Source organism: Kitasatospora sp. NPDC036934 (genome assembly GCF_055608425.1).
The window spans coordinates 33,037-51,188 of the sequence record NZ_JBVJQR010000034.1; the positions used below are offsets into that span (position 1 = coordinate 33,037).

Genomic DNA, 18,152 nt, shown 5'->3' on the forward strand with positions numbered 1-18,152 from the left:
TCTCAGGTGCGAGCTGAAAGTCGGCCATACCATTGCAGCTGCCGCCGAAAAGGGCCATTCAGCGCCGTAACTGCGAATGTCGGAGCTCCCCCTCGGGTAGTCCTCCTCCCGGGCCGCAGTGGCGCGGCCCGGGAGGAAGGAGTGCCATGACCCCGGCGAGACCCGGCGTGACCCCGGCGAGACCCACCGTCCGGCTGCACGGCCACCTCGACGAGCCGGCCGAGCTGACCGTCGAGCAGCTGCGGGCCCTCCCCGCGCACCGGGTCGAGGTCAGCTTCGACTGCCTGACCGAGGGTGAGCAGTGTCACGGGTACGAGGGCCCGGCCCTGCTGGACGTCCTGCTCGCCGCCCGCCCCCGGATCGACTTCTCCGGCCGCAAGCAGCGGCTGCGCTTCCTGCTCGACGTGGTCGGCGCCGACGGCCACCGGGCGGTGGTCTCCTGGGCCGAGATCGACCCGGACTTCGGCGGCCGCCGGATCCTGCTCGCGACCAGCATGGACGGCGCCCCGTTGGACGCGGCCGGCCCGCAGCTGGTCGTCCCGGACGACCACTGCGGCGCCCGCTGCGTAAGTGCCGTCACCGCCGTCTGGCTCGGCCCGCTCGGTGACCGGACCCAGCCCGTCGGGTAGCCCGCCCCACCTCGGGGTCCGCCCCCCGGTCCACCCCGGCGTCCCACCCCGACCGGCGGCCCCGGCGCCCGCCCCGGGCGCCCGCCAAACCGCTCGACCGGCGCGGCTTTCCGTGCCAACATGCCCCATATGGGGACGATTCTGCACGGCACCCTGGTCACCCTCCGCCCGGCCACCGCCGACGACATCCCGGCGCTGGTGGCGATCCGCAGCACGCCCGAGGTGTTCGCCCGCTGGCGGGGTGGTGACGACCTGGTGGACGAGGTCGCGAGGGACTTGGAATCGCCCGACACCGAGACCTTCGCGATCGACGTGGGCGGCCGGGTGGTCGGCGCCGTGCAGTGGTACGCGGAGAACGACGACGAGTACCGGCACGCCGGGATGGACATCTTCCTGGACCCTTCGGTGCACGGCCTGGGCCTGGGCACCGACGCCGTGCGCACCATGGCCCGGCACCTGGTGCACGAGCGCCACTACCACCGGCTGGTGATCGATCCGGCCGTGGACAACCTCGCCGCGATCCGCTGCTACACCAAGGTCGGCTTCCGCCCGGTCGGCACCATGCGCCAGTACGAGCGCGGTTCGGACGGCACTTGGCACGACAACCTGCTGATGGACCTGCTCGCGGACGAACTGTCGGACGGCTGACCGGTCGTCACTCGACCGCAGCCGTCCGGTGCAAGGGTGTACAGACATCTTGTCGGTCGACGGCCCTGACCTGTACAGACATCTCGCCGCCACAGGAGCGATCGCAACTGATCGCCTGGCGTTCTTCCCGAAGTACCGGGCAGTAGCTAGCGTTCCCCCGCCAATCCCCGGCGGCCGGCCACCCCGGCCCGCCCGGGCCCCACCGGATTGACGGACCCCCAGGAGAACGCCCATGCTCTCGCGTCGTACGGCCACCGCCCTCACCTCGGCGGCCGCCGCCGCACTGCTGCTCGGCGGCACCGCCCCGAGCGCGTCCGCCACCACGGCGGCGAGCCCCACCAGGCTGTCCGTCTTCGCGTTCAACGTCGACCTCGGCACCGCCGTCGTCGACAGCACCCAGAACGAGCAGGCCGCCCGCCGCACCCCGGTGATCGAGCAGATCGTCCGGCAGCACAACGCCGACGTGGTCGTCCTGGACGAGCAGTTCAACAACAGCTCGACCGCCGACATCAACGCCAAGCTCGCCGACCTCTACCCCTACCGCACCCCGGTGGTCGGCCAGACCTGCTCCGGCGGCGGCTGGACGGGCGTCAGCGGCAACTGCTCCAGCTCGTGGTTCGTCATCAACGGCGGCACGATGATCCTCTCCAAGTACCCGATCACCGCCCAGTACGCCCACGTGTTCAGCAACTCCACCTACGGCACCTGGGACTACCACGCCAACAAGGGCGCGGCGCTGGTGCAGGTGAACAAGAACGGTGGCACCGCCTGGGTGGTCGGCACCCACCTCCAGGCCGACGAGGCCGACACCTCCACCGACACCACCCAGTCCACCCGGCTCGGCCAGCTCGCCGAGATCCGCGCCTGGGTCGACGGCATCGTCGGCAGCAGCGCCCCGGTGCTGATCGGCGGCGACCTCAACGTCGAGTACTTCCACGGCCAGGCCCGCGGCGACTACACCAACGCCCAGAACGCGGTCAACGGCGTGCTCGGCACCCCGGCCACCGACCCGAACCAGGCCCGCACCACCATGGACTGCCCGGTCTCCTCCTGGTGCCAGTACATGGCGGGCGTGGAGACCTTCCCGACCGACTACCGGGACGACCTGGACTACATCGGCTACCTCAACGCCCCGGGCCGCCCGGTGCCCGCCTCGATGTCCACCGTGAAGATCGACTTCGACCCGCAGACCGGCTGGGCGCCGGGCTCGCCGGACACCAACGCGCCCAGCGACCACTACCCGGTCGAGGCCGACTTCCAGCTGAACTGACGCACGGCCTTCCAGCTGAACCGACCTACGGCTCAGGGCTGTCCGGCCGCGGATCCGGCCGGGCAGCCGCAGGAGCGCCGCACCACCAGCCGGGCCGGGAAGGTCCGGGCCCCGGCGGCGCGCCGCTCCGCCCCGCCGAGCACCAGGTCCACCGCGGCCCGGGCCATCTCGTCCTGGGCGGTGGTGACGGTGGTCAGCGCCGGTCCGGCGATCACCGCCTCGGCGATGTCGTCGAAGCCCGCCACCGCGAGGTCCTCCGGCACCCGGATGCCGAGGTCGTCGGCGGCCCGCAGCAGGCCGATCGCCTGGTCGTCCGTCGCGCAGAACACCGCGGACGGCCGGTCGGGCCGGCCGAGCAGGGTGAGCGCCTCGGCGTGCGCCCGGACCCGGTCGAAGGGCGCCGGGGTGAGCCGTCCGTCGGTGGACAGCCCGGCCTCGGCCAGCGCCGCGGCCCAGCCGGTCGTCCGCCCGGTGACCGGGTCGAGCGGGCTGAGCGCCAGGGTGCCGCCGAAGCAGTGCACTTCGGTGTGGCCGTGGCCGAGCAGGTGGCGGACCACCTCGCGGGCGCCGCCCTCGTCGTCCGCCACCACGGCCACGCCGCCTGCGCTCTCCGTACGGTGGTGCAGCAGCACCACCGGGGTGCCGTCGGCCGAGTCGAAGCCGGTCAGTCCGGGGGCGGCCGGGTCCTGGGTGACCAGGATCAGGCCGTCCACCTGCATCCCGAGGAAGGCCCGGATGTAGTGCGCCTCGCGCTCGTCGGCGTAGTCGGAGTTGCCGATCAGCAGCAGCCGGCCGTGCTCGGTGGCGGCCTGCTCCACGGCGTGGGCCAGCCCGGCGAAGAAGGGCTGACGGGCGTCCGGCACGACCATCCCGAGCAGGTCGGTCCGCCGCCGGGCCATCGCCTGGGCGACCCGGTTGGGCCGGTAGCCGAGCTCCTCCACCGCGGCGAGCACCCGGGCCCGGGTCGCAGGTGCCACCGGACGCGGACCGTCGTTGATCACATAACTCACGACAGCCGTGGACGTCCCCGCCACCCGCGCCACATCGTCCCGTGTCACCCTCGCCATGATGGATGAGCCTACACAGCGGCTCCGACCAGCGCGTTTTCGGCAGTCGGGGGTGGCGTCGATCACGCCGCCACGAGTTCCGTCACCCACCTCCGTGGTCAGTACACCCAGGCGGCGTCCGGCACGATCACGGTCAGCGAGGTCGCCCGCAGCCGGAAGCCCAGCGCCTCGTAGACCCGGCGGGCCGGGTTGCCCTCGGTGACCGCCAGCTGCACCTCGGCCAGCCCGCGCCCGGCAGCGTCCGCGACCGCCCGGCGCAGCAGGTCGGCGCCGAGGCCGCGGTAGCCGCGCCGCGGGTGGCGGAACACCTCGGCGACCCAGGGCAGGCCGTCGCGGTCGGTCAGCACGGCGGCGCCGACCACCCGGTCCTCGGCGTCCACGGCGAGCAGGCTGGAGGGCAGCACCGGGCCGACGGCCTTCCCGGCCAGGAGCGGGCCGATGCGCTCGGCCAGGGCGCGGCTGTCGTCGCCGTGGAAGCGGTCCACGTGGGTGGGGTCGAAGGCGGCCCGCCAGGACTCCAACAGCTCCTCGGGCGCGCGGTCGCAGGGCACCGCCCGCAGGCCCTCGCGCAGTGGCACCCCGGCCCAGTCGGCGGGCGGTGGGTCGGCACGGAGGTCCCGCCCGAAGGTGTGGGCGTGGCGCAGGGCCGTCGCTCCCCGTGCCAGCAGGCGCTGCCCGAGTTCGGGGCTGCCGGAGACCACCCAGCCGGGCAGTTCGGCGCGGATGTACTCGGCGGCGTCCGCCGATTCGTCCAGCACCTCCAGCAGGTCGGCCCACGGCCGCCCGTCCCGCTCGCCCACCTGGTACCGCAGCACCGGTACGCCGTCGCCGTCGTGCCTCACCACCCAGTCCGTTTCGGGCATGGCCCACCCCACTTCGCGAGATCGTTCGTCGGCGGCCCATGCTCACCGTGTCGGAGTGTCCCGGCAACAGGTTTTCGGCCGGCGGGTCCCGTTCGGCGGGGTGCTGCGTCCCGAGCCGGGGTCACCGCCCGGTGGGGCTCAACTCACCACCGCCGCACGGACGCAGAGCACGTCCGGCAAGTGGGAGATCAGCAGCGACCAGGTCTCGCCCTCGTCGCGGCTGCCGTACACGTCGCCGGTCCGGTTGCCGAAGTAGATGCCGGCCGGGTCGGCGTCGTCGGTGCGCAGGGCGTCGCGCAGCACGATGCCGTAGTGGTCCTCGCCCGGCAGGCCGTTGGCCAGCTGCTGCCAGCTGGTGCCGCCGTCCGTGGTGCGGAAGACCCGGCAGCGCCGGCCGGGCGGGATCCGGTCGTCCGAGCCGCCGAGCGGGAACAGGTAGGCGGTGTCGCCCCGGCGCGGGTGGGCGGCGACGGCGAAGCCGAACTCGGCGGGCAGCCCGTCCGCCACGGAGCGCCAGTTCTCGCCCCAATCGTCGCTGCGGTAGACGCCGCCGTGGTTCTGCAGGTAGAGCCGGTCGGGGTGCACCGGGTCCGGGGCGATCTTGTGGACGCACTGGCCGAACTCGGGGTACTGCTTCTCCTCCGGGAAGAACTCGGCGCGCAGGCCGGTGTTGGAGGGCGCCCAGGTGTCCCCGCCGTCCTTGCTGCGGTAGACGCCGCCGCTGGAGACGGCGACCAGCAGCCGCTGCGGGTCGCGCGGGTCGGTGAGGATGGTGTGCAGCCCCTGGCCGCCGTAGCCGGCGCCCCACTCGGGCCGCTGGGGGTGGTTCCAGAGCGATTCGACCAGGGCGAAGGTCTCGCCGCCGTCGGTGGAGCGGAACAGTGCGGCGGGTTCGGTGCCCGCGTACACCACCCCGGGATCCTCCGGCCCGGCGGGCTGGAGCTGCCAGACCCTGGTGAGCGAGGCGCCGGTGGACTCGGGGAAGCGGATCGCCGGCTGCGGCGCTTCGAACCAGCTGGCGCCGAGGTCGTCGGAGCGCCACACCGACGGCCCCCAGTGGCTGCTGTCGGCGCCGACCAGCAGTCTGGTCCGCTCCTCGCGGCGGTCGATGGAGACGGAGTAGATCGCGTTCATCGGGAAGTGCGGCCCGCTGAACTCCCAGTCCAGCCGGTCGCGGCTGCGGCCGAGAAAGAGGCCTTTCTCGGTTCCGACGGCCAACAACACCTCGGTCATGCCTCACACCACCTGATCACGAGCACGGCCCCCGGGACGGCCCCCCGGGCGCGGCGGACGCGCCCCACCAGCCAGTGTCCCGCCGTCCACCGGTGGTCACATCTCGCCGCGCCGCGCCCCGGGCGGGGGAGGCTCAGCCCCGGCAGCCCTCCAGCAGCCGCAGCCAGACCTCGCTGATCGTCGGGTAGGCGGGGACGGCGTGCCAGAGCCGGTCGATCGGCACCTCGCCGACCACCGCGACGGTGGCCGAGTGCAGCAGTTCGGCGACGGCCGGGCCGACCAGGCAGGCGCCGACGATCACCTCCCGGTCCAGGTCGAAGACGGCCCGGGCCCGGCCGCGGTAGCCGTCGGCGTAGAGCGAGGCCCCGGCGACGTTGCCGATCTCGTGGTCGACGGCCTTGACCCGCAGCCCGAGCCGTTCGGCCTCGGCCAGGGTCAGGCCGACGGCCGCGACCTCCGGTTGCGTGAACACCACCTGCGGCGCGCCCGCCAGGTCGGCGGATGCGGAGTGCACGCCCCAGCGCGAGGTGTCCAGTGCGCGCCCCTGGGCGCGGGCGGCGATCGCCGCCCCGGTGATCCGGGCCTGGTACTTGCCCTGGTGGGTGAGCAGCGCCCGGTGATTGACGTCCCCGGCGGCGTACAGCCACTCGCCGTCCACGCCCAGCACGGTGCAGCTGTCGTCCACGTCCAGCCAGCCGCCCGGCCGCAGCCCGACCTGCTCCAGCCCGATGTCGGCGGTGCGCGGGGCCCGTCCGGTCGCGTACAGCACCTCGTCGGCGGTCAGCCGCTCGCCGCCGGAGAGCGTCAGCTCCACCGGTCGGTCGGCCCCGCCGCGCTCCAGGGCGGTCACCTCGGTGCTGAAGCGCAGGTCCACCCCGGCCTCCCGCAGCCCGTCGGCGACCAGCTCGCCCGCGAAGGGCTCCATCCGCGGCAGCAGCGCGTCGCCGCGCACCAGCAGCACCACCTCGGAGCCGAGCGCCCGCCAGGCGGTGGCCATCTCCACCCCGACCACCCCGCCGCCGACCACGGCCAGCCGCCCGGGGACGGTCGGCGAGCCGGTCGCCTCCCGGTTGGTCCACGGGTGGGCCTCCGCCAGCCCGGCCACGGCGGCCGGCAGCACCGGCCGGCTGCCGGTGCAGACGGCGACGGCGTGCCGGGCGGTGAGCACCCGCTCGGTGCCGTCCTCCGCCTCCACCGTGACCGTCCGCACGCCGGCCAGCCGGCCGTGGCCGCGGACCAGCTCGATGCCGGTGTCCCGCAGCCACTGCACCTGGCCGTCGTCCTTCCAGTGCGAGGCGAAGGAGTCCCGCCGGGCCAGCACCGCCGCCGGGTCCAGCCGCCCGCCGCCCACCGCCTCGCGGGCGCCGCCGACCGCGCGGGCGTCGTCGAGCGCGGCCACCGGCCGCAGCAGCGCCTTGCTCGGCATGCAGGCCCAGTACGAGCACTCCCCGCCGACCAGTTCGGCCTCCACGATCACCGTGCGCAGGCCCGCGGCGACGGTCCGGTCGGCCACGTTCTCGCCGGTCGGGCCCGCGCCCAGGACGATGACGTCGTACTCCTCGGCGGTGCTGCTGGTCATGTCCCGTCCTCCGTGGTCTCGCGGGTCCGTGCGCTCTGTCCACGCCGGGGCGGCTTCGCGGGCCGCCGACGTGGGCTCCATCCTGCCCGGGGCGGGCCCCGCGGGCGAACACGCGGAGCGGGTCAGATCGCCGCGAGCTCCGCCAGCAGCGCCGCCGTGTCGGCCGGCCGGGAGAACATCGGCCAGTGCCCGGTGGGCAGTTCGCGCAGCTCCCAGTTGGGCCCGTCCAGCCCGGCGAACCACGGGTGACCGGCCGCGATCAGCGCCCGGACCTGCTCCAGAGGGAAGGAGCAGGAGATCAGCGCCTGCGGCAGCTTCGCCCCGGCGCCGGTCAGCCGCAGCGCGTCCCGGTACGTCCCGGCCGGTTGCGGGGTGAGCCGGGCCCGGATCCGCCCCAGCGCGGCCGGGTCCAGGCCCTCGGTGCTGGAGCCGTGGGCGGCCATGTACTCCCAGGAGGGCATCGGGAGGCGGCCGTCGACCATGGTGGCGTCGGCCTCCGCCTGGAAGTCGGGCTGCCACAGGTCGTACACCGAGGTGCCGTCGGCCATCGGGCCGCTGTCCAGGTAAGCCACCCGCCGGATCCGCTCCGGCAGCCGGTCCGCGACTCCGCCCACCGGGGCGCAGGCGCCGCTGTGGGCGACCAGCACCACGTCCCAGAGGTCCTCGCGCACCAGCAGCCCGGCCAGGTCCGCGATGTGCTCCGCCAGCCCGAACTCGCCCTGCTCGCCCGCCCGTTCGGCAAGGCCCGGCAGGCTCACCGGATGAACCCCGTGCCCGGCAGCGCGCAGCGGTGCGGCTACCTCGTCCCAGGCCCAGGCGCCGAGCCAGAACCCGGGGACCAGTACGAACGTGCTCATGGTGCACCGCTCCTTCCACGGTGGGATCCGTCACCGGTGACTCTAGGGTCCGTCTTCGGGCTCCCGCCTCCGGATTCCCGCCCTCCGGACGGCCGGACGGCGGGCCGGGACCGCATGGCCGGGGCCCGGGGAGCAGCGGCTCCCCGGGCCCCGGAACAGAACGGAACAGAACAGAGCGGGATGGCTCAGGCCTGGCCCCCGGCCGCCTGCTCCTCCGCCACCTTGCGCTTGACCTCGGTCATGTCCAGCTTGCGGGCCTGCCCGATCAGGTCCTCGAACACCGGCTCCGGCAGCGCGCCGGCCTGCGAGAAGACGAGCACGCCCTCGCGGACGATCGCCAGCGTCGGGATCGACTGGATGCCGAACGCGGCGGCCAGCTCCTGCTGGGCCTCGGTGTCGACCTTGGCGAACACGAGGTCCGGGTGGCGCTCCGCGGCCTTCTCGTACACCGGGGCGAACTGGCGGCACGGCCCGCACCACCCGGCCCAGAAGTCGATGAAGACGAAGTCCTTGCCCTCCGGGCCCGGGACGATGTCGTCGAAGTTCTCCTTGGTCAGCTCGACCATGTTGCTCATCTCGCGGATCCTTCCCTTCCGAAGGTGGTGGCGGTACAGATCGTCTGCCCGCGACAACGGTGATGCCCGCCGGGGTATTCCGGGGTCGGCCCGGATTGAGCACCCGGCCGCCACCGTCCGTACAGAGGGGTGTCCAGTTCGTTCACCGACCCGGGAGGCTCCCCATGCGCAGCAGCACCCCCCGTACCCGCCGGGCCGCCGTGCTCGCCGCCTCCGGCCTCGCCGCGGCGGCCCTGATCGCCGGCTGCGGGTCCTCCGGGTCCGGCACATCGAGCACGCCCGGCCCGCCGAGCGGTTCCGGCTCCCCGGCCGCCGCCACCCTGCAGACCGCCCACGACCCCAAGCTCGGCGCCATCGTCACCGACAGCGCGGGCTTCACGCTCTACCGCTTCGACCAGGACCAGAACAACCCCTCGGACTCCTACTGCAACGGTAGCTGCGCCTCCCTGTGGCCGCCCGAGCACGCCGGCGGCGACGTGACGGTCAAGGGCATCGACAGCAAGCTGGTCGGCAGCTTCACCCGCGACGACGGCACCAAGCAGGTCACCGTCAACGGCTGGCCGGTCTACCGATACTCGCCGGACAGCAAGCCCGGTGACACCAAGGGCGAGGGCGTGGCCGGCAAGTGGTTCGCGGTGACCCCGACCGGCGGCAAGGCGATGCCGGCCGCCACTCCGGCGCCCGCCACCCCCACCCCGCAGCCCAGCACCCCGGCACCGGGGTACTGATGCCGTCGATCGCCGACCACCCTGGACCGGGAGGCCCGGTTGCGCAACGATGAAGTGGTGACCGAGGAGCACCCTGGCGGCGGCCGGGCCGGGTACGGCCCGGGGGCCGCGGACGAGGAGCTGATGCGGGCCCTGTACCGCGAGCACGCCGGTCCGCTCTTCGGCTTCGTGCTCCACCTGGTCGCGGGGGACCGGCAGCGGGCCGAGGACGTCGTCCAGGAGACGCTGGTCCGGGCCTGGCGGAACATCCACCGGCTCGACCCACAGGCCGGCTCGCTGCGGCCCTGGCTGGTCACCGTCGCCCGCCGGATCGTCATCGACGGCCACCGCAGCGCCGGCGCCCGCCCGCGCGAGGTGGACGCGGCGGTCCTGGAACAGCTGCCCGCCGATGACGAGATCGACCAGGCGCTGCGGATGATGACCGTCGCCGACGCGCTCGCCGACCTCTCGCCCGCCCACCGGGAGATCATCGTCGAGACCTACCTCAAGGGCCGCACCGCCAAGGAGGCGGCCGTCGAGCTCGGCATCCCGGCCGGGACGGTCCGGTCGAGGGTGTTCTACGCACTGCGCTCGCTCAGGCTCGCGCTGGAGGAACGGGGAGTGACATCGTGACCGACCGGCCCGACTCCACCCCCGGCTTGCCCGAAGGGCCGCCCGGTGGCTCCGAGCACCTGGACGTCGGAGCGTACGTCCTCGGCCTGCTGGAGCCCGCCGAGCGCACCGCCTTCGAACGGCACCTGGCGCACTGCCCGCAGTGTGCCGGGCAGGTGGACCAACTCGGCTTCGTCGAGCCGCTGTTGGCCGAGTACGTGACATCGGCGAAGACCGCCGGACTGGACCCGGCCGAACCCGCGCCGGCTCCGGACGGGCGCGTCCTGGACCGGCTGGTCGCCGAGGTGACGGCCGGCCGGCGGCGCGGCCGGGTGCGGCGGCTGGTGCTCGCCCTGGCCGCCACCGCGGCGGTCGTGGCGGGCCCGGCCATCACGGCCGCGGTGCTCACCGCCGACTCCACGCCCGCGGTGGTCGCCGTCGCCGAACAATTCGGCGCCACCGACCCGGCCACCGGCGCCAAGGCCACCGTCGGGGTCGACGGCAAGACCTGGGGCAGCCAGGTCAGCCTGCAACTATCCGGCGTGCAGGGCCCGTTGACCTGCCGCCTGGTCGCCGTCTCGCACGGCGGCGACCAGCAGACCGTCACCACCTGGAGCGTCCCGGCGGACGGCTACGGCCGGCCGGGCGACGGCGCCGGCACGCTGCGCACCACCGGCGGCGCGGCCCTCCAGCCGGGCGACATCGACCACTTCGAGGTGCGGGTGCAGAACACCGGTGCCCTGCTGGTGTCCGTCCCCGCGCACCACACCTGAGTGCGACCGGCCCGACTCGGGACAGCGGGTGCGGCCCGTCGTACGTGACCAGCCGCTCGACCCGGGCCGTGCCCAGGTGGGCGGGCCAGCGCGGATCGGGCAGCCGTCGCCGGCCATGTGCTCCCGCCGTCAGGTCCGGCTCCAGCCGACCCTCGGCTTCGGCTCGAAGCCGTGCGGCGCACGCACGGGCAGGGGACCGGCACCCGCGCGCAGGAACGGTACGGCCCGGCTATCCGGCGTCCGCCGCGATCGAGGCCAGCACCCGCCCGCAGCGGCGGGCGAAGGCGCGCTGGAGGAGCGGGAACAGTGGACCGGCGAGCCGGGCCCACCAGGCGACCGGCCGGCTGAACGCGGTGACGCTGAACCAGACCGACCCGTCCTGCGCCAGTTCGACCAGGAAGGTCTCCTCGCCCCGGCCGAGGTGCCCGTGCCTGGTGCCGTAGGTGAAGCCGTACCGGTCCGGGCCGTTGACGGCGGCCAGCACCCGGTTGGGCGCGCCCGCCCGCAGCGGGCCGACGCCGATCGCGCAGCGGACGGCGACGCCCGGGGCGGCCTCCTCGGCCTCCGCGTCGATCCGCACGCCGGCCAGGCGGTGCATCCGCCAGCCGAGCAGGGCGGCCCCGGCGACGTCCAGGGCGGCGCGGCCGTGGCCGATGCGGGCCCGGTGCCGCAGGTGGCGGTAGCCGGTGGGCAGTTCACCGGTGCGGCTGGCGCCCTGCTCGGGGTAGCTGTAGTCGTTCATCGGGGGTCCTTCGCGGTGGTGGTCCGGCGCCAGGCGAGGAGTGCGCAGAGGGCGAAGCCGAGCGCGTTGCCGAGGCCGTGGGTGGCGGCCATCCAGCCCAGGGTGGGGTGGGGGAGTCCGGCGGCCCGGCCGAGCGCCCACCACAGGGCGAGCAGCATGGTGAGCGCCAGCACGGCGGAGGAGAGGGCGAGCAGCCGGGCGGCCGTCCGGTCCGCGGTGCGGGGGCGCAGTTCGCGCCAGCTGACCAGGCCGACCAGCCACATCCCGGTGCTGAGGACGACGGCTCCGGCGAACTGCCACCAGTTGCCGAGGAAGTACCCGGCGAGTACCAGCAGGGTGCCGGCGGGGACGCTGAGGGCCGCGCAGCGGGCCGCTCGGGAACCGGGCTCCGAGGCCCGGCAGACCAGTCCGGCGATCAGCGCGGCGGTGAATCCGGCGTAGTGGAAGTGCGGGACGGTCAGCGCCAGGATGTGTGGCTCGAAGCCGAACAGCGGATAGCCGGAGCGTTCGGCGACCAGCGCGACCCCTGCCACCGAGGGGGCGGCGAGTGCGGTGAGCACGGCGATCTCGGCGGGGACGAGGGAGCGGGTCCGGGCCAGTCGCCGGGGTGCGTGCAGGGCGACGGCCAGGGTGCCGAGGGCGTAGACGACCGCGGTGCCGGCGGCGAGGGCGCCGCGCGGAAGCCAGAGGGAGAGAGCCCCGGGGACGGCCGCGAGCGGCCACAGCCGGCGGATCCGGGCCAGCCCGGGTTCGTCGACGAGCGCGAGGCCGAGCGGCAGGACGGCGCCCATGCCGAGCAGGACCAGGAGGTCGACCAGTTCCGTCGTGCCCTCGCCCATGGCGGACACCCTCCTCTTGAACCCGTTCAAATCCCGTGCGTCGATGACTCTACGCGGCATTGTTGAACGCGTTCAACCCGCCCCCGGTCCGGCTGGCCTGGTGTTCACGCTGGGTGCGGCGCACCCTGGAGGAGTAACCGATGGAGGTGATCCGCCATGCAGACTCTGGTCGGTTGGCACATCGAGATGGAGTTCCGCGAGGACGGCCCGAGGACGACCGCGGCCGCCCTGCTCCGGCTCGGCGACGGGAGTGAACTGCGCGCCCACGGCCACAGCAGCCGCCACCCCTCGGACCCGGAACAACTGCGGGTCGGCGAGGAGATCGCGGGCGCCCGCGCACTCAACGACCTCGCCTCGCAGCTGCTCTCCAAGGCCCACGGGGAGATCCAGGACGTCAGCCCGGTCCCGACCCACCCGCTCTCGTGACCGCCCCGCACCCGGGCGGCGACCCGGCCGGACGGGACCCGAGCCGCGCGCGCATCCCGTTGATCTGCCCGCGCTGCGGGCGCGAGCAGCAGGTCGTGCCCGGCGGCCCCGAACGGGCGGTCAAGGTCGTGCACGTGGGGACCGGCCGGGAGGCCTGCGAGCCCGGGGACCTGGCCCGGGCGCCGGACGGCGGGGACTGACGGACCGGTCCCCGCCGCACGGTCCCGGCCTCACGGCGGGCGTCAGTTGACGCAGTACGTGCCCGGCGGCCGCCACTCCGGCCCGACCAGCCGCTGTTCCAGCTCGTTCGGCGTGATCCGGATCCCGACCGTCCCGGCCAGTCCGACCCGGAACCGGCTGCGGGCCAGCACGATCAGCGCGGTGAGGCCGTACTTGTTGATCAGTGAGGTGCGGTAGCGCGCGGTCGCGTCGGGGTCGCAGAGCCGGGCACGGGCCGGGAGGCGCCGGCCGGTCGGCCGCCCGTGGGCGTCGCAGGGGCCGATCAGCACCCGGGGGTGGCGGCGGATCCGTTCGGCCTCCCCGGAGTGGGCCGGGGTCCAGACGCCGAGCGCCGGGCCGTCTGGCACCACCCAGAGCTGGGAGTCCAGTCGGCTGCCGTCGTCGGCGAAGGTGGTCAGCAGGAGGTACCTGCTGTCGGCGAGCTGCTCGGTTCGGTCGGGCATGATCTCCTCCCTCTGTCGGGGGGCGGGTCAGTGGTGACCGTGGCCCTCGCCCTGGGTGATCTCACGATGCTCGCGGTACTCCCCGGCGGTGGGCTTGGCGATTCTGGCGTGCTCGCCGTGGAACCCGTGGGACAGCCGTACGCGGGTGCGGGTGAGCGCGCCCGTCGGCCGGGCCACTCCATTCTCGTCCACCGCGGGCGGCAGTTCGAGGGGGCGGGGCTGCTCGTGGGCGGTGAGCCGGTGCAGTTCGGCGGGCGCGAGCCCGGCGTGCACCTCGGTGAACTCGCCGTGCGGCAGCCGCTTGACGACACCGGTCTCCCGCCCGTGCAGCACCTTGTCGCGGTCCCGTCGCTGGAGGCCCAGGCACCAGCGCTTGGTGACCACGAAGACGGCCACCGGGACGACGAAGAAGCCGATCCGCACCGCGTGGGTGATGGTGTTGAGCGACAGGTGCAGATGGGTGGCGATGAGGTCGTTGCCGCCGCCCGCGAGCATCACCAGGTAGACGCTGATCCAGGCCGCGCCGAGAGCGGTGCGCACGGGCGCGTTGCGCGGCCGGTCGAGCAGGTGGCGCTCCCGTCCGTCGTTCGTCACCCAGCCCTCGATGAACGGGTAGACCGCGATCGCGCCGAGGATCACCGGGAAGAGCGTGAACGGGATCAGCACCCCGAGGTTGAGGGTGTGCCCCCATATCCCGATCTCCCAGCCGGGCATCACCCGGATCAGGCCCTCGGCGAAGCCCATGTACCAGTCCGGCTGGGCGTCGGTCGACACCTGGTCCGGACGGTACGGGCCGTAGGCCCAGATCGGGTTGATCGTGGCGACCGCCGACATCAGCGCGATGATCCCGAAGACCAGGAAGAAGAACCCGCCGGCCTTGGCCGTGTAGACCGGCATCAGCGGCATCCCGACCACGTTCTTCTCGGTGCGGCCGGGCCCGGCCCACTGGGTGTGCTTGTGGTGGAAGACCAGGATCAGGTGCGCCACCAGCAGGCCGAGCATGATGCCCGGGACGAGCAGCACGTGGATGGTGAAGAACCGCGGCACGATGTCGTGCCCCGGGAACTCCCCGCCGAACAGGAACATCTGGATGTAGGTGCCGACCAGCGGCAGGGCCAGCACCACGCCCTCGATGAAGCGGATGCCGGTGCCCGACAGCAGGTCGTCCGGCAGCGAGTAGCCGAAGAAGCCGTCCAGCATGCCGAGGAACAGCAGCAGGAAGCCGAAGACCCAGTTGATCTCACGCGGCTTGCGGAACGCGCCGGTGAAGAACACCCGCATCATGTGCACGAACATGGCCGCGACGAAGACGACCGCCGCCCAGTGGTGGATCTGCCGGATCAGCAGCCCGCCCCGCACCTCGAAGCTGATGTCCACGGTGGAGGCGTAGGCCTCGGACATCGGGACGCCCTTGAGCGGGACGTACGAGCCGCTGTAGACCACCTCGCCCATGCTGGGCTTGAAGAACAGGGTCAGCCAGACACCGGTCAGGATGATGATCAGGAAGGTGTAGAGGCAGATCTCGCCCAGCATGAAGGACCAGTGGTCCGGAAAGATCTTCCGCAGGTTGGCCCGGGTCAGGGTGTGGATCCCCAGCCTGCCGTCCGCCCAGTCGGCGGCCCGCCGCCCCCGTCCTGGGTTCTGATTCCGCGTCATGTCCACGCACCTCGGGTCCGAAGGAAGCGGGGAGGGTTCCCCGTTTCATGCTGGGGTCACCATACCGGGGAGTGATCCCCGCTTCTATCGGAGGGGGCGGAAGCCGCTGTTGCGCGCGACCCGCCACAACGCGAGCGGCCCGTCCGGTGTCGTGGAAGACACCGGACGGGCCGCGTTCGCACCCGAGTCGCCCGTGGAAGGGCGGCACCCCGCAGGGGCCCGAGAGGGTCAGTGCACCAGCACCGGCACCTCGTCGACCTTCGCCGCACCCGCGTCCGAGCCGGCGCCCGCCGCACCCGGTCGACCGGCGTTGATGAAGGTGAAGGCGACCGTGGCGGCCGCCACCAGGATCCCGAAGGACACCCAGATCGCGGTCGAGAAGCCGTGCACCATGCCCTGGAACTGCACGGCCTTGGCGGCCTCCGGGGTGGCGGCGGTGGCGATGGCGGCGGCGTGCGAGGTCAGCCAGCTGGTGGTGGCGCTGGCCGCGATGGTGTTCAGCAGCGCGGTGCCGATGGCGCCGCCGACCTGCTGCGAGGTGTTGACCATGGCCGAGGCCACGCCCGCGTCCCGCGGCTGGACGCCGTGGGTGGCCAGGCTCATGGCCGGCATGAACGCGGTGCCCATGCCGAGGCCCATCAGGACCAGACCGGGCAGGATCAGCGCCGGGTAGGAGGTGTCCAGGCCGATGTGGGTCAGCAGGAACATGCCCACCGAGGCGGTCAGGAAGCCGGGCGCCATCAGGTAGCGCGCCGGGACCCGGGTCATCAGCCGGGCGCCGATCTGGGTGGAGCCGGTGATCATGCCCGCCACCATCGGCAGGAAGGCCACACCGGTCAGCACCGGGCTGTAACCGCGCACGACCTGCAGGTAGTAGGTCAGGAAGAGGAACAGCCCGAACATGCCGATCACGGCCATGCCCAGCGACAGGTAGACCCCGCCGCGGTTGCGGTTCAGCACCACGCGCAGCGGCAGCAGCGGGGCCTTGACCTTGAGCTCCACCAGGACGAAGGCGGCCAGCAGGACGACGGCCGCGGCGAACAGCGACAGGGTGCTGCCGGCCGTCCAGCCGCTGGACTCGGCGCGGGTGAAGCCGTACACCAGCGAGACCAGACCGGTGGTCACCAGCAGCACGCCGGGGATGTCCAGCTTGTTGCGGTTGCGGCCCCCGGCGGGCTCGCGGATCACCAGGACGGCGCCGGCGATGGCAGCGATGGCGAACGGGATGTTGACGAAGAAGGTCCAGCGCCAGTTCAGGTACTCGGTCAGCGCGCCGCCGAGGATCAGGCCGATGGCGCCACCGCCACCGGCGATCGCCCCGTAGATGCCGAAGGCCTTGGCCCGTTCCTTGGCCTCGGTGAAGGTCACCGCGAGCAGCGACAGCGCGGCCGGTGCGAGCAGCGCGCCGAACACGCCCTGCAGCGCGCGGGCGCCGAGCAGCATCGCGGTGTTGACCGCGAAGCCGCCGAGCGCGGAGGCGAGGGCGAAGCCCGTCAGACCGACCATGAAGGTCCGCCTGCGGCCCCACAGGTCCGCGATCCGGCCGCCGAACAGCAGCAGGCCGCCGAAGGCCAGCGCGTAGGCGGTGATCACCCACTGGCGGTTGCCGTCGGATATGCCCAGGTCCGTCTGGGCGGACGGCAGGGCGATGTTCACGATGGTGGCGTCGAGGACGACCATCAGCTGGGCGAGGCCGATGAAGATCAGCGCCTTCCAGCGCCGGGGATCGGGCAGCGTCGCCTGCGGGGCGGCGTCGGATTGAGACATGGGGGTACCCATTTCACGGTGCGAGGTGTGCGAGAACGGTCAACTGCCGTACGGGAACGACAGGTTGCCGTACGGGTGCGAGGGCGCCCGGAGGCGTCCGGCGACGGCGCCGGTCAGCCGCGCGGGGGCGGGGTGCTGGTGGGTCGGATCAGTGGTGTCGGGTCCGGATGGATCGGTCAGTCCCGGGAGCGGAAGTCCTCGAAGGTCGCGGCCCGGCCGGGCAGCGCCGAACGGGCCGGCGCGCGCAGGCCGTCCAGGAACAGTTGCAGGTGGCGGTGGACGAACTCGTCGAGCAGTCGGCAGGAGGTACCCGGCAGCGGCCGGGACAGCTGGCTGATCGCGACGAACAGGTCCCCGTGATCGACGTCGGACCGCAGTTCGCCGGTGGCCCGGGCGCGCTCCATCAGTCCGCTCACGGCGGACCGCAGGCGCTCCCGCGTCTCGGTCAACTCCGGGTCGTCCGGGTCGACGGTGCTGGTGAAGACGGCGCAGAGCCCGCCGACCTTCTCCGCCACGGTCGCGTGCACGAACCGCTGCAGAGCCTCGAACGGACCGCCGCCCTCGCCCGCGTCCGCCTCGGCCGTCGCCTTCTCGGCGAGGGCCAGGATGCGGGTCTTGACGAGCAGTGCCACCTCCTGGATCAGCGCCGTGCGGTCCGGGAAGTTCCGGTACAGCGTGGCATTGCCGACCCCCGCCCGCTTCGCGATCTCGTCCAGCGGCACCTCGGCACCGTGCTCGACGAACGCGTCCCGGGCCGCCAGCACGATCCGCTCCCGGTTCCGGCTGGCGTCCGCACGCAACTTCGGCGTACGCACACTCCCCGTGGAACGGGCCGGCTCTGCGGCGACGGTGGTCATGGCGACTGCTCCTCCAGGATACCGGGGAAATTCTCCCCGCTTTCTCCAACGTACTCGGAAACGGGGAATCTGTCCCCGTAATTTCCGTCCCCGATGTGACCTGAGTCACATCGGGGAGTGTGTCGGTGGGGTTGGCCGTCGTCGGAGGCCAGACGCCCCGTAACCACTCGCCGGTGTTCTCATTGCCCCGGTGGGCGGGTCGGCGTCGCTCTGGAGACCCCGAGCCGCTGAAGAACTGGGTGCGCTGAGCCCGGCCGTGCCTTCCCGGGGCGGATCCCTCCGTCGGCCTAGGCTGTGGGCGTCCCGGGCGGCCGGTGGGTCGTGGGAGTCGGGAGGGGCCCGGCGGCCGGGTGGGCGAGGAGGTTCGCG

20 protein-coding genes are annotated in these 18,152 nt (G+C 73.3%); 8 read left to right on the forward strand and 12 right to left on the reverse strand.

Going from position 1 to position 18,152, the window contains the following annotated elements; translation table 11 throughout:
• Positions 1 to 146 precede the first annotated feature (146 nt).
• From ACZ7BZ_RS33565 to ACZ7BZ_RS33575, 3 genes are all read left to right on the forward strand, one after another.
• On the forward strand, positions 147 to 629 hold the full coding sequence (locus ACZ7BZ_RS33565) for a molybdopterin-dependent oxidoreductase (protein ID WP_470361647.1): 483 nt from the start codon (positions 147 to 149) through the stop codon (positions 627 to 629).
• Positions 630 to 758: 129 nt separating this feature from the next.
• Positions 759 to 1,277 carry a GNAT family N-acetyltransferase gene (locus ACZ7BZ_RS33570; protein WP_380456370.1) on the forward strand — a complete coding sequence of 173 codons (519 nt, stop codon included), beginning with the start codon at positions 759 to 761 and terminating at the stop codon, positions 1,275 to 1,277.
• A 232-nt stretch (positions 1,278 to 1,509) separates the two neighbouring features.
• The gene (locus ACZ7BZ_RS33575) at positions 1,510 to 2,547 is read left to right on the forward strand and encodes a sphingomyelin phosphodiesterase (protein ID WP_470361648.1); all 1,038 of its coding nucleotides are present in this window, start codon (positions 1,510 to 1,512) and stop codon (positions 2,545 to 2,547) included.
• Positions 2,548 to 2,579: 32 nt separating this feature from the next.
• Here the strand turns inward: ACZ7BZ_RS33575 and ACZ7BZ_RS33580 are convergent, their stop codons facing one another.
• The 6 genes from ACZ7BZ_RS33580 to ACZ7BZ_RS33605 all read right to left on the reverse strand — a co-directional run bounded on the left by ACZ7BZ_RS33580 (position 2,580) and on the right by ACZ7BZ_RS33605 (position 8,721).
• On the reverse strand, positions 2,580 to 3,614 hold the full coding sequence (locus ACZ7BZ_RS33580) for a LacI family DNA-binding transcriptional regulator (protein ID WP_470361649.1): 1,035 nt from the start codon (positions 3,612 to 3,614) through the stop codon (positions 2,580 to 2,582).
• 98 nt (positions 3,615 to 3,712) lie between these two features.
• Positions 3,713 to 4,477, reverse strand: a complete 765-nt coding sequence (locus tag ACZ7BZ_RS33585; RefSeq protein WP_470361650.1) for a GNAT family N-acetyltransferase — start codon at positions 4,475 to 4,477, stop codon at positions 3,713 to 3,715.
• Positions 4,478 to 4,615: 138 nt separating this feature from the next.
• Positions 4,616 to 5,710: a WD40/YVTN/BNR-like repeat-containing protein gene (locus ACZ7BZ_RS33590; RefSeq protein ID WP_470361651.1), complete on the reverse strand. Its 1,095-nt coding sequence runs from the start codon at positions 5,708 to 5,710 to the stop codon at positions 4,616 to 4,618.
• A 133-nt stretch (positions 5,711 to 5,843) separates the two neighbouring features.
• Positions 5,844 to 7,289, reverse strand: a complete 1,446-nt coding sequence (locus ACZ7BZ_RS33595) for a dihydrolipoyl dehydrogenase family protein (protein ID WP_470361652.1) — start codon at positions 7,287 to 7,289, stop codon at positions 5,844 to 5,846.
• A gap of 122 nt (positions 7,290 to 7,411) precedes the next feature.
• Positions 7,412 to 8,146, reverse strand: coding sequence for an alpha/beta fold hydrolase (locus ACZ7BZ_RS33600; RefSeq protein ID WP_470361653.1), 735 nt, complete (start codon positions 8,144 to 8,146; stop codon positions 7,412 to 7,414).
• Between the two features lie 185 nt (positions 8,147 to 8,331).
• Positions 8,332 to 8,721 (reverse strand): thioredoxin family protein, encoded by a 390-nt coding sequence (locus ACZ7BZ_RS33605; RefSeq protein ID WP_380457090.1) that lies wholly within the window; start codon positions 8,719 to 8,721, stop codon positions 8,332 to 8,334.
• A 164-nt stretch (positions 8,722 to 8,885) separates the two neighbouring features.
• Here ACZ7BZ_RS33605 and ACZ7BZ_RS33610 point away from each other — a divergent pair, with 164 nt between their 5' ends.
• From ACZ7BZ_RS33610 to ACZ7BZ_RS33620, 3 genes are read left to right on the forward strand one after another with little or no spacing between them, the layout of a single operon-like run.
• Complete coding sequence (locus ACZ7BZ_RS33610; protein WP_470361654.1) at positions 8,886 to 9,449, forward strand: COG4315 family predicted lipoprotein; 564 nt, start codon at positions 8,886 to 8,888, stop codon at positions 9,447 to 9,449.
• A 39-nt stretch (positions 9,450 to 9,488) separates the two neighbouring features.
• Positions 9,489 to 10,061, forward strand: a complete 573-nt coding sequence (locus tag ACZ7BZ_RS33615) for a sigma-70 family RNA polymerase sigma factor (RefSeq protein ID WP_470361655.1) — start codon at positions 9,489 to 9,491, stop codon at positions 10,059 to 10,061.
• Positions 10,058 to 10,813, forward strand: coding sequence for a zf-HC2 domain-containing protein (locus ACZ7BZ_RS33620; RefSeq protein WP_470361656.1), 756 nt, complete (start codon positions 10,058 to 10,060; stop codon positions 10,811 to 10,813). The genes ACZ7BZ_RS33615 and ACZ7BZ_RS33620 overlap by 4 nt, the downstream gene beginning before the upstream one ends.
• A 229-nt stretch (positions 10,814 to 11,042) precedes the next feature.
• On the opposite strand, the gene ACZ7BZ_RS33625 is transcribed toward ACZ7BZ_RS33620, so the two are convergent.
• Both ACZ7BZ_RS33625 and ACZ7BZ_RS33630 read right to left on the reverse strand, forming a co-directional pair.
• On the reverse strand, positions 11,043 to 11,555 hold the full coding sequence (locus ACZ7BZ_RS33625) for a DUF1990 family protein (RefSeq protein WP_470361657.1): 513 nt from the start codon (positions 11,553 to 11,555) through the stop codon (positions 11,043 to 11,045).
• A complete protein-coding gene (locus ACZ7BZ_RS33630) occupies positions 11,552 to 12,394 on the reverse strand; it encodes a YndJ family protein (protein ID WP_470361658.1) in 843 nt (280 codons plus the stop codon). Before ACZ7BZ_RS33630 ends, ACZ7BZ_RS33625 begins: the two co-directional genes overlap by 4 nt.
• A 156-nt stretch (positions 12,395 to 12,550) precedes the next feature.
• Between ACZ7BZ_RS33630 and ACZ7BZ_RS33635 the strand changes: the two genes are divergently transcribed.
• Both ACZ7BZ_RS33635 and ACZ7BZ_RS33640 read left to right on the forward strand, forming a co-directional pair.
• Entirely contained in the window at positions 12,551 to 12,820 is a 270-nt protein-coding gene (locus ACZ7BZ_RS33635; RefSeq protein WP_470361659.1) for a DUF1876 domain-containing protein, read from the forward strand.
• Positions 12,817 to 13,020, forward strand: a complete 204-nt coding sequence (locus ACZ7BZ_RS33640) for a hypothetical protein (protein WP_470361660.1) — start codon at positions 12,817 to 12,819, stop codon at positions 13,018 to 13,020. Before ACZ7BZ_RS33635 ends, ACZ7BZ_RS33640 begins: the two co-directional genes overlap by 4 nt.
• A 42-nt stretch (positions 13,021 to 13,062) precedes the next feature.
• Here the strand turns inward: ACZ7BZ_RS33640 and ACZ7BZ_RS33645 are convergent, their stop codons facing one another.
• The 4 genes from ACZ7BZ_RS33645 to ACZ7BZ_RS33660 form a co-directional block, all read right to left on the reverse strand.
• The gene (locus ACZ7BZ_RS33645) at positions 13,063 to 13,503 is read right to left on the reverse strand and encodes a PPOX class F420-dependent oxidoreductase (protein WP_188305211.1); all 441 of its coding nucleotides are present in this window, start codon (positions 13,501 to 13,503) and stop codon (positions 13,063 to 13,065) included.
• Positions 13,504 to 13,530: 27 nt separating this feature from the next.
• Complete coding sequence (gene qcrB / locus ACZ7BZ_RS33650; protein ID WP_470361661.1) at positions 13,531 to 15,159, reverse strand: cytochrome bc1 complex cytochrome b subunit; 1,629 nt, start codon at positions 15,157 to 15,159, stop codon at positions 13,531 to 13,533.
• A gap of 228 nt (positions 15,160 to 15,387) precedes the next feature.
• Positions 15,388 to 16,926, reverse strand: coding sequence for an MFS transporter (locus ACZ7BZ_RS33655; protein WP_470361662.1), 1,539 nt, complete (start codon positions 16,924 to 16,926; stop codon positions 15,388 to 15,390).
• A 176-nt stretch (positions 16,927 to 17,102) separates the two neighbouring features.
• A complete protein-coding gene (locus ACZ7BZ_RS33660) occupies positions 17,103 to 17,783 on the reverse strand; it encodes a TetR/AcrR family transcriptional regulator (RefSeq protein WP_470361663.1) in 681 nt (226 codons plus the stop codon).
• Between the last annotated feature and the right edge of the window lie 369 nt (positions 17,784 to 18,152).

Bases quoted from the DNA above. Each gene is read 5' to 3' on its own strand.
- ACZ7BZ_RS33565 (WP_470361647.1), top strand. From the start codon at position 147: ATGACCCCGGCGAGACCCGGCGTGACCCCGGCGAGACCCACCGTCCGG.
- ACZ7BZ_RS33570 (WP_380456370.1), top strand. From the start codon at position 759: ATGGGGACGATTCTGCACGGCACCCTGGTCACCCTCCGCCCGGCCACC.
- ACZ7BZ_RS33575 (WP_470361648.1), top strand. From the start codon at position 1,510: ATGCTCTCGCGTCGTACGGCCACCGCCCTCACCTCGGCGGCCGCCGCC.
- ACZ7BZ_RS33580 (WP_470361649.1), bottom strand. From the start codon at position 3,614: ATGGCGAGGGTGACACGGGACGATGTGGCGCGGGTGGCGGGGACGTCC.
- ACZ7BZ_RS33585 (WP_470361650.1), bottom strand. From the start codon at position 4,477: ATGCCCGAAACGGACTGGGTGGTGAGGCACGACGGCGACGGCGTACCG.
- ACZ7BZ_RS33590 (WP_470361651.1), bottom strand. From the start codon at position 5,710: ATGACCGAGGTGTTGTTGGCCGTCGGAACCGAGAAAGGCCTCTTTCTC.
- ACZ7BZ_RS33595 (WP_470361652.1), bottom strand. From the start codon at position 7,289: ATGACCAGCAGCACCGCCGAGGAGTACGACGTCATCGTCCTGGGCGCG.
- ACZ7BZ_RS33600 (WP_470361653.1), bottom strand. From the start codon at position 8,146: ATGAGCACGTTCGTACTGGTCCCCGGGTTCTGGCTCGGCGCCTGGGCC.
- ACZ7BZ_RS33605 (WP_380457090.1), bottom strand. From the start codon at position 8,721: ATGAGCAACATGGTCGAGCTGACCAAGGAGAACTTCGACGACATCGTC.
- ACZ7BZ_RS33610 (WP_470361654.1), top strand. From the start codon at position 8,886: ATGCGCAGCAGCACCCCCCGTACCCGCCGGGCCGCCGTGCTCGCCGCC.
- ACZ7BZ_RS33625 (WP_470361657.1), bottom strand. From the start codon at position 11,555: ATGAACGACTACAGCTACCCCGAGCAGGGCGCCAGCCGCACCGGTGAA.
- ACZ7BZ_RS33630 (WP_470361658.1), bottom strand. From the start codon at position 12,394: ATGGGCGAGGGCACGACGGAACTGGTCGACCTCCTGGTCCTGCTCGGC.
- ACZ7BZ_RS33635 (WP_470361659.1), top strand. From the start codon at position 12,551: ATGCAGACTCTGGTCGGTTGGCACATCGAGATGGAGTTCCGCGAGGAC.
- ACZ7BZ_RS33645 (WP_188305211.1), bottom strand. From the start codon at position 13,503: ATGCCCGACCGAACCGAGCAGCTCGCCGACAGCAGGTACCTCCTGCTG.
- qcrB (WP_470361661.1), bottom strand. From the start codon at position 15,159: ATGACGCGGAATCAGAACCCAGGACGGGGGCGGCGGGCCGCCGACTGG.
- ACZ7BZ_RS33655 (WP_470361662.1), bottom strand. From the start codon at position 16,926: ATGTCTCAATCCGACGCCGCCCCGCAGGCGACGCTGCCCGATCCCCGG.
- ACZ7BZ_RS33660 (WP_470361663.1), bottom strand. From the start codon at position 17,783: ATGACCACCGTCGCCGCAGAGCCGGCCCGTTCCACGGGGAGTGTGCGT.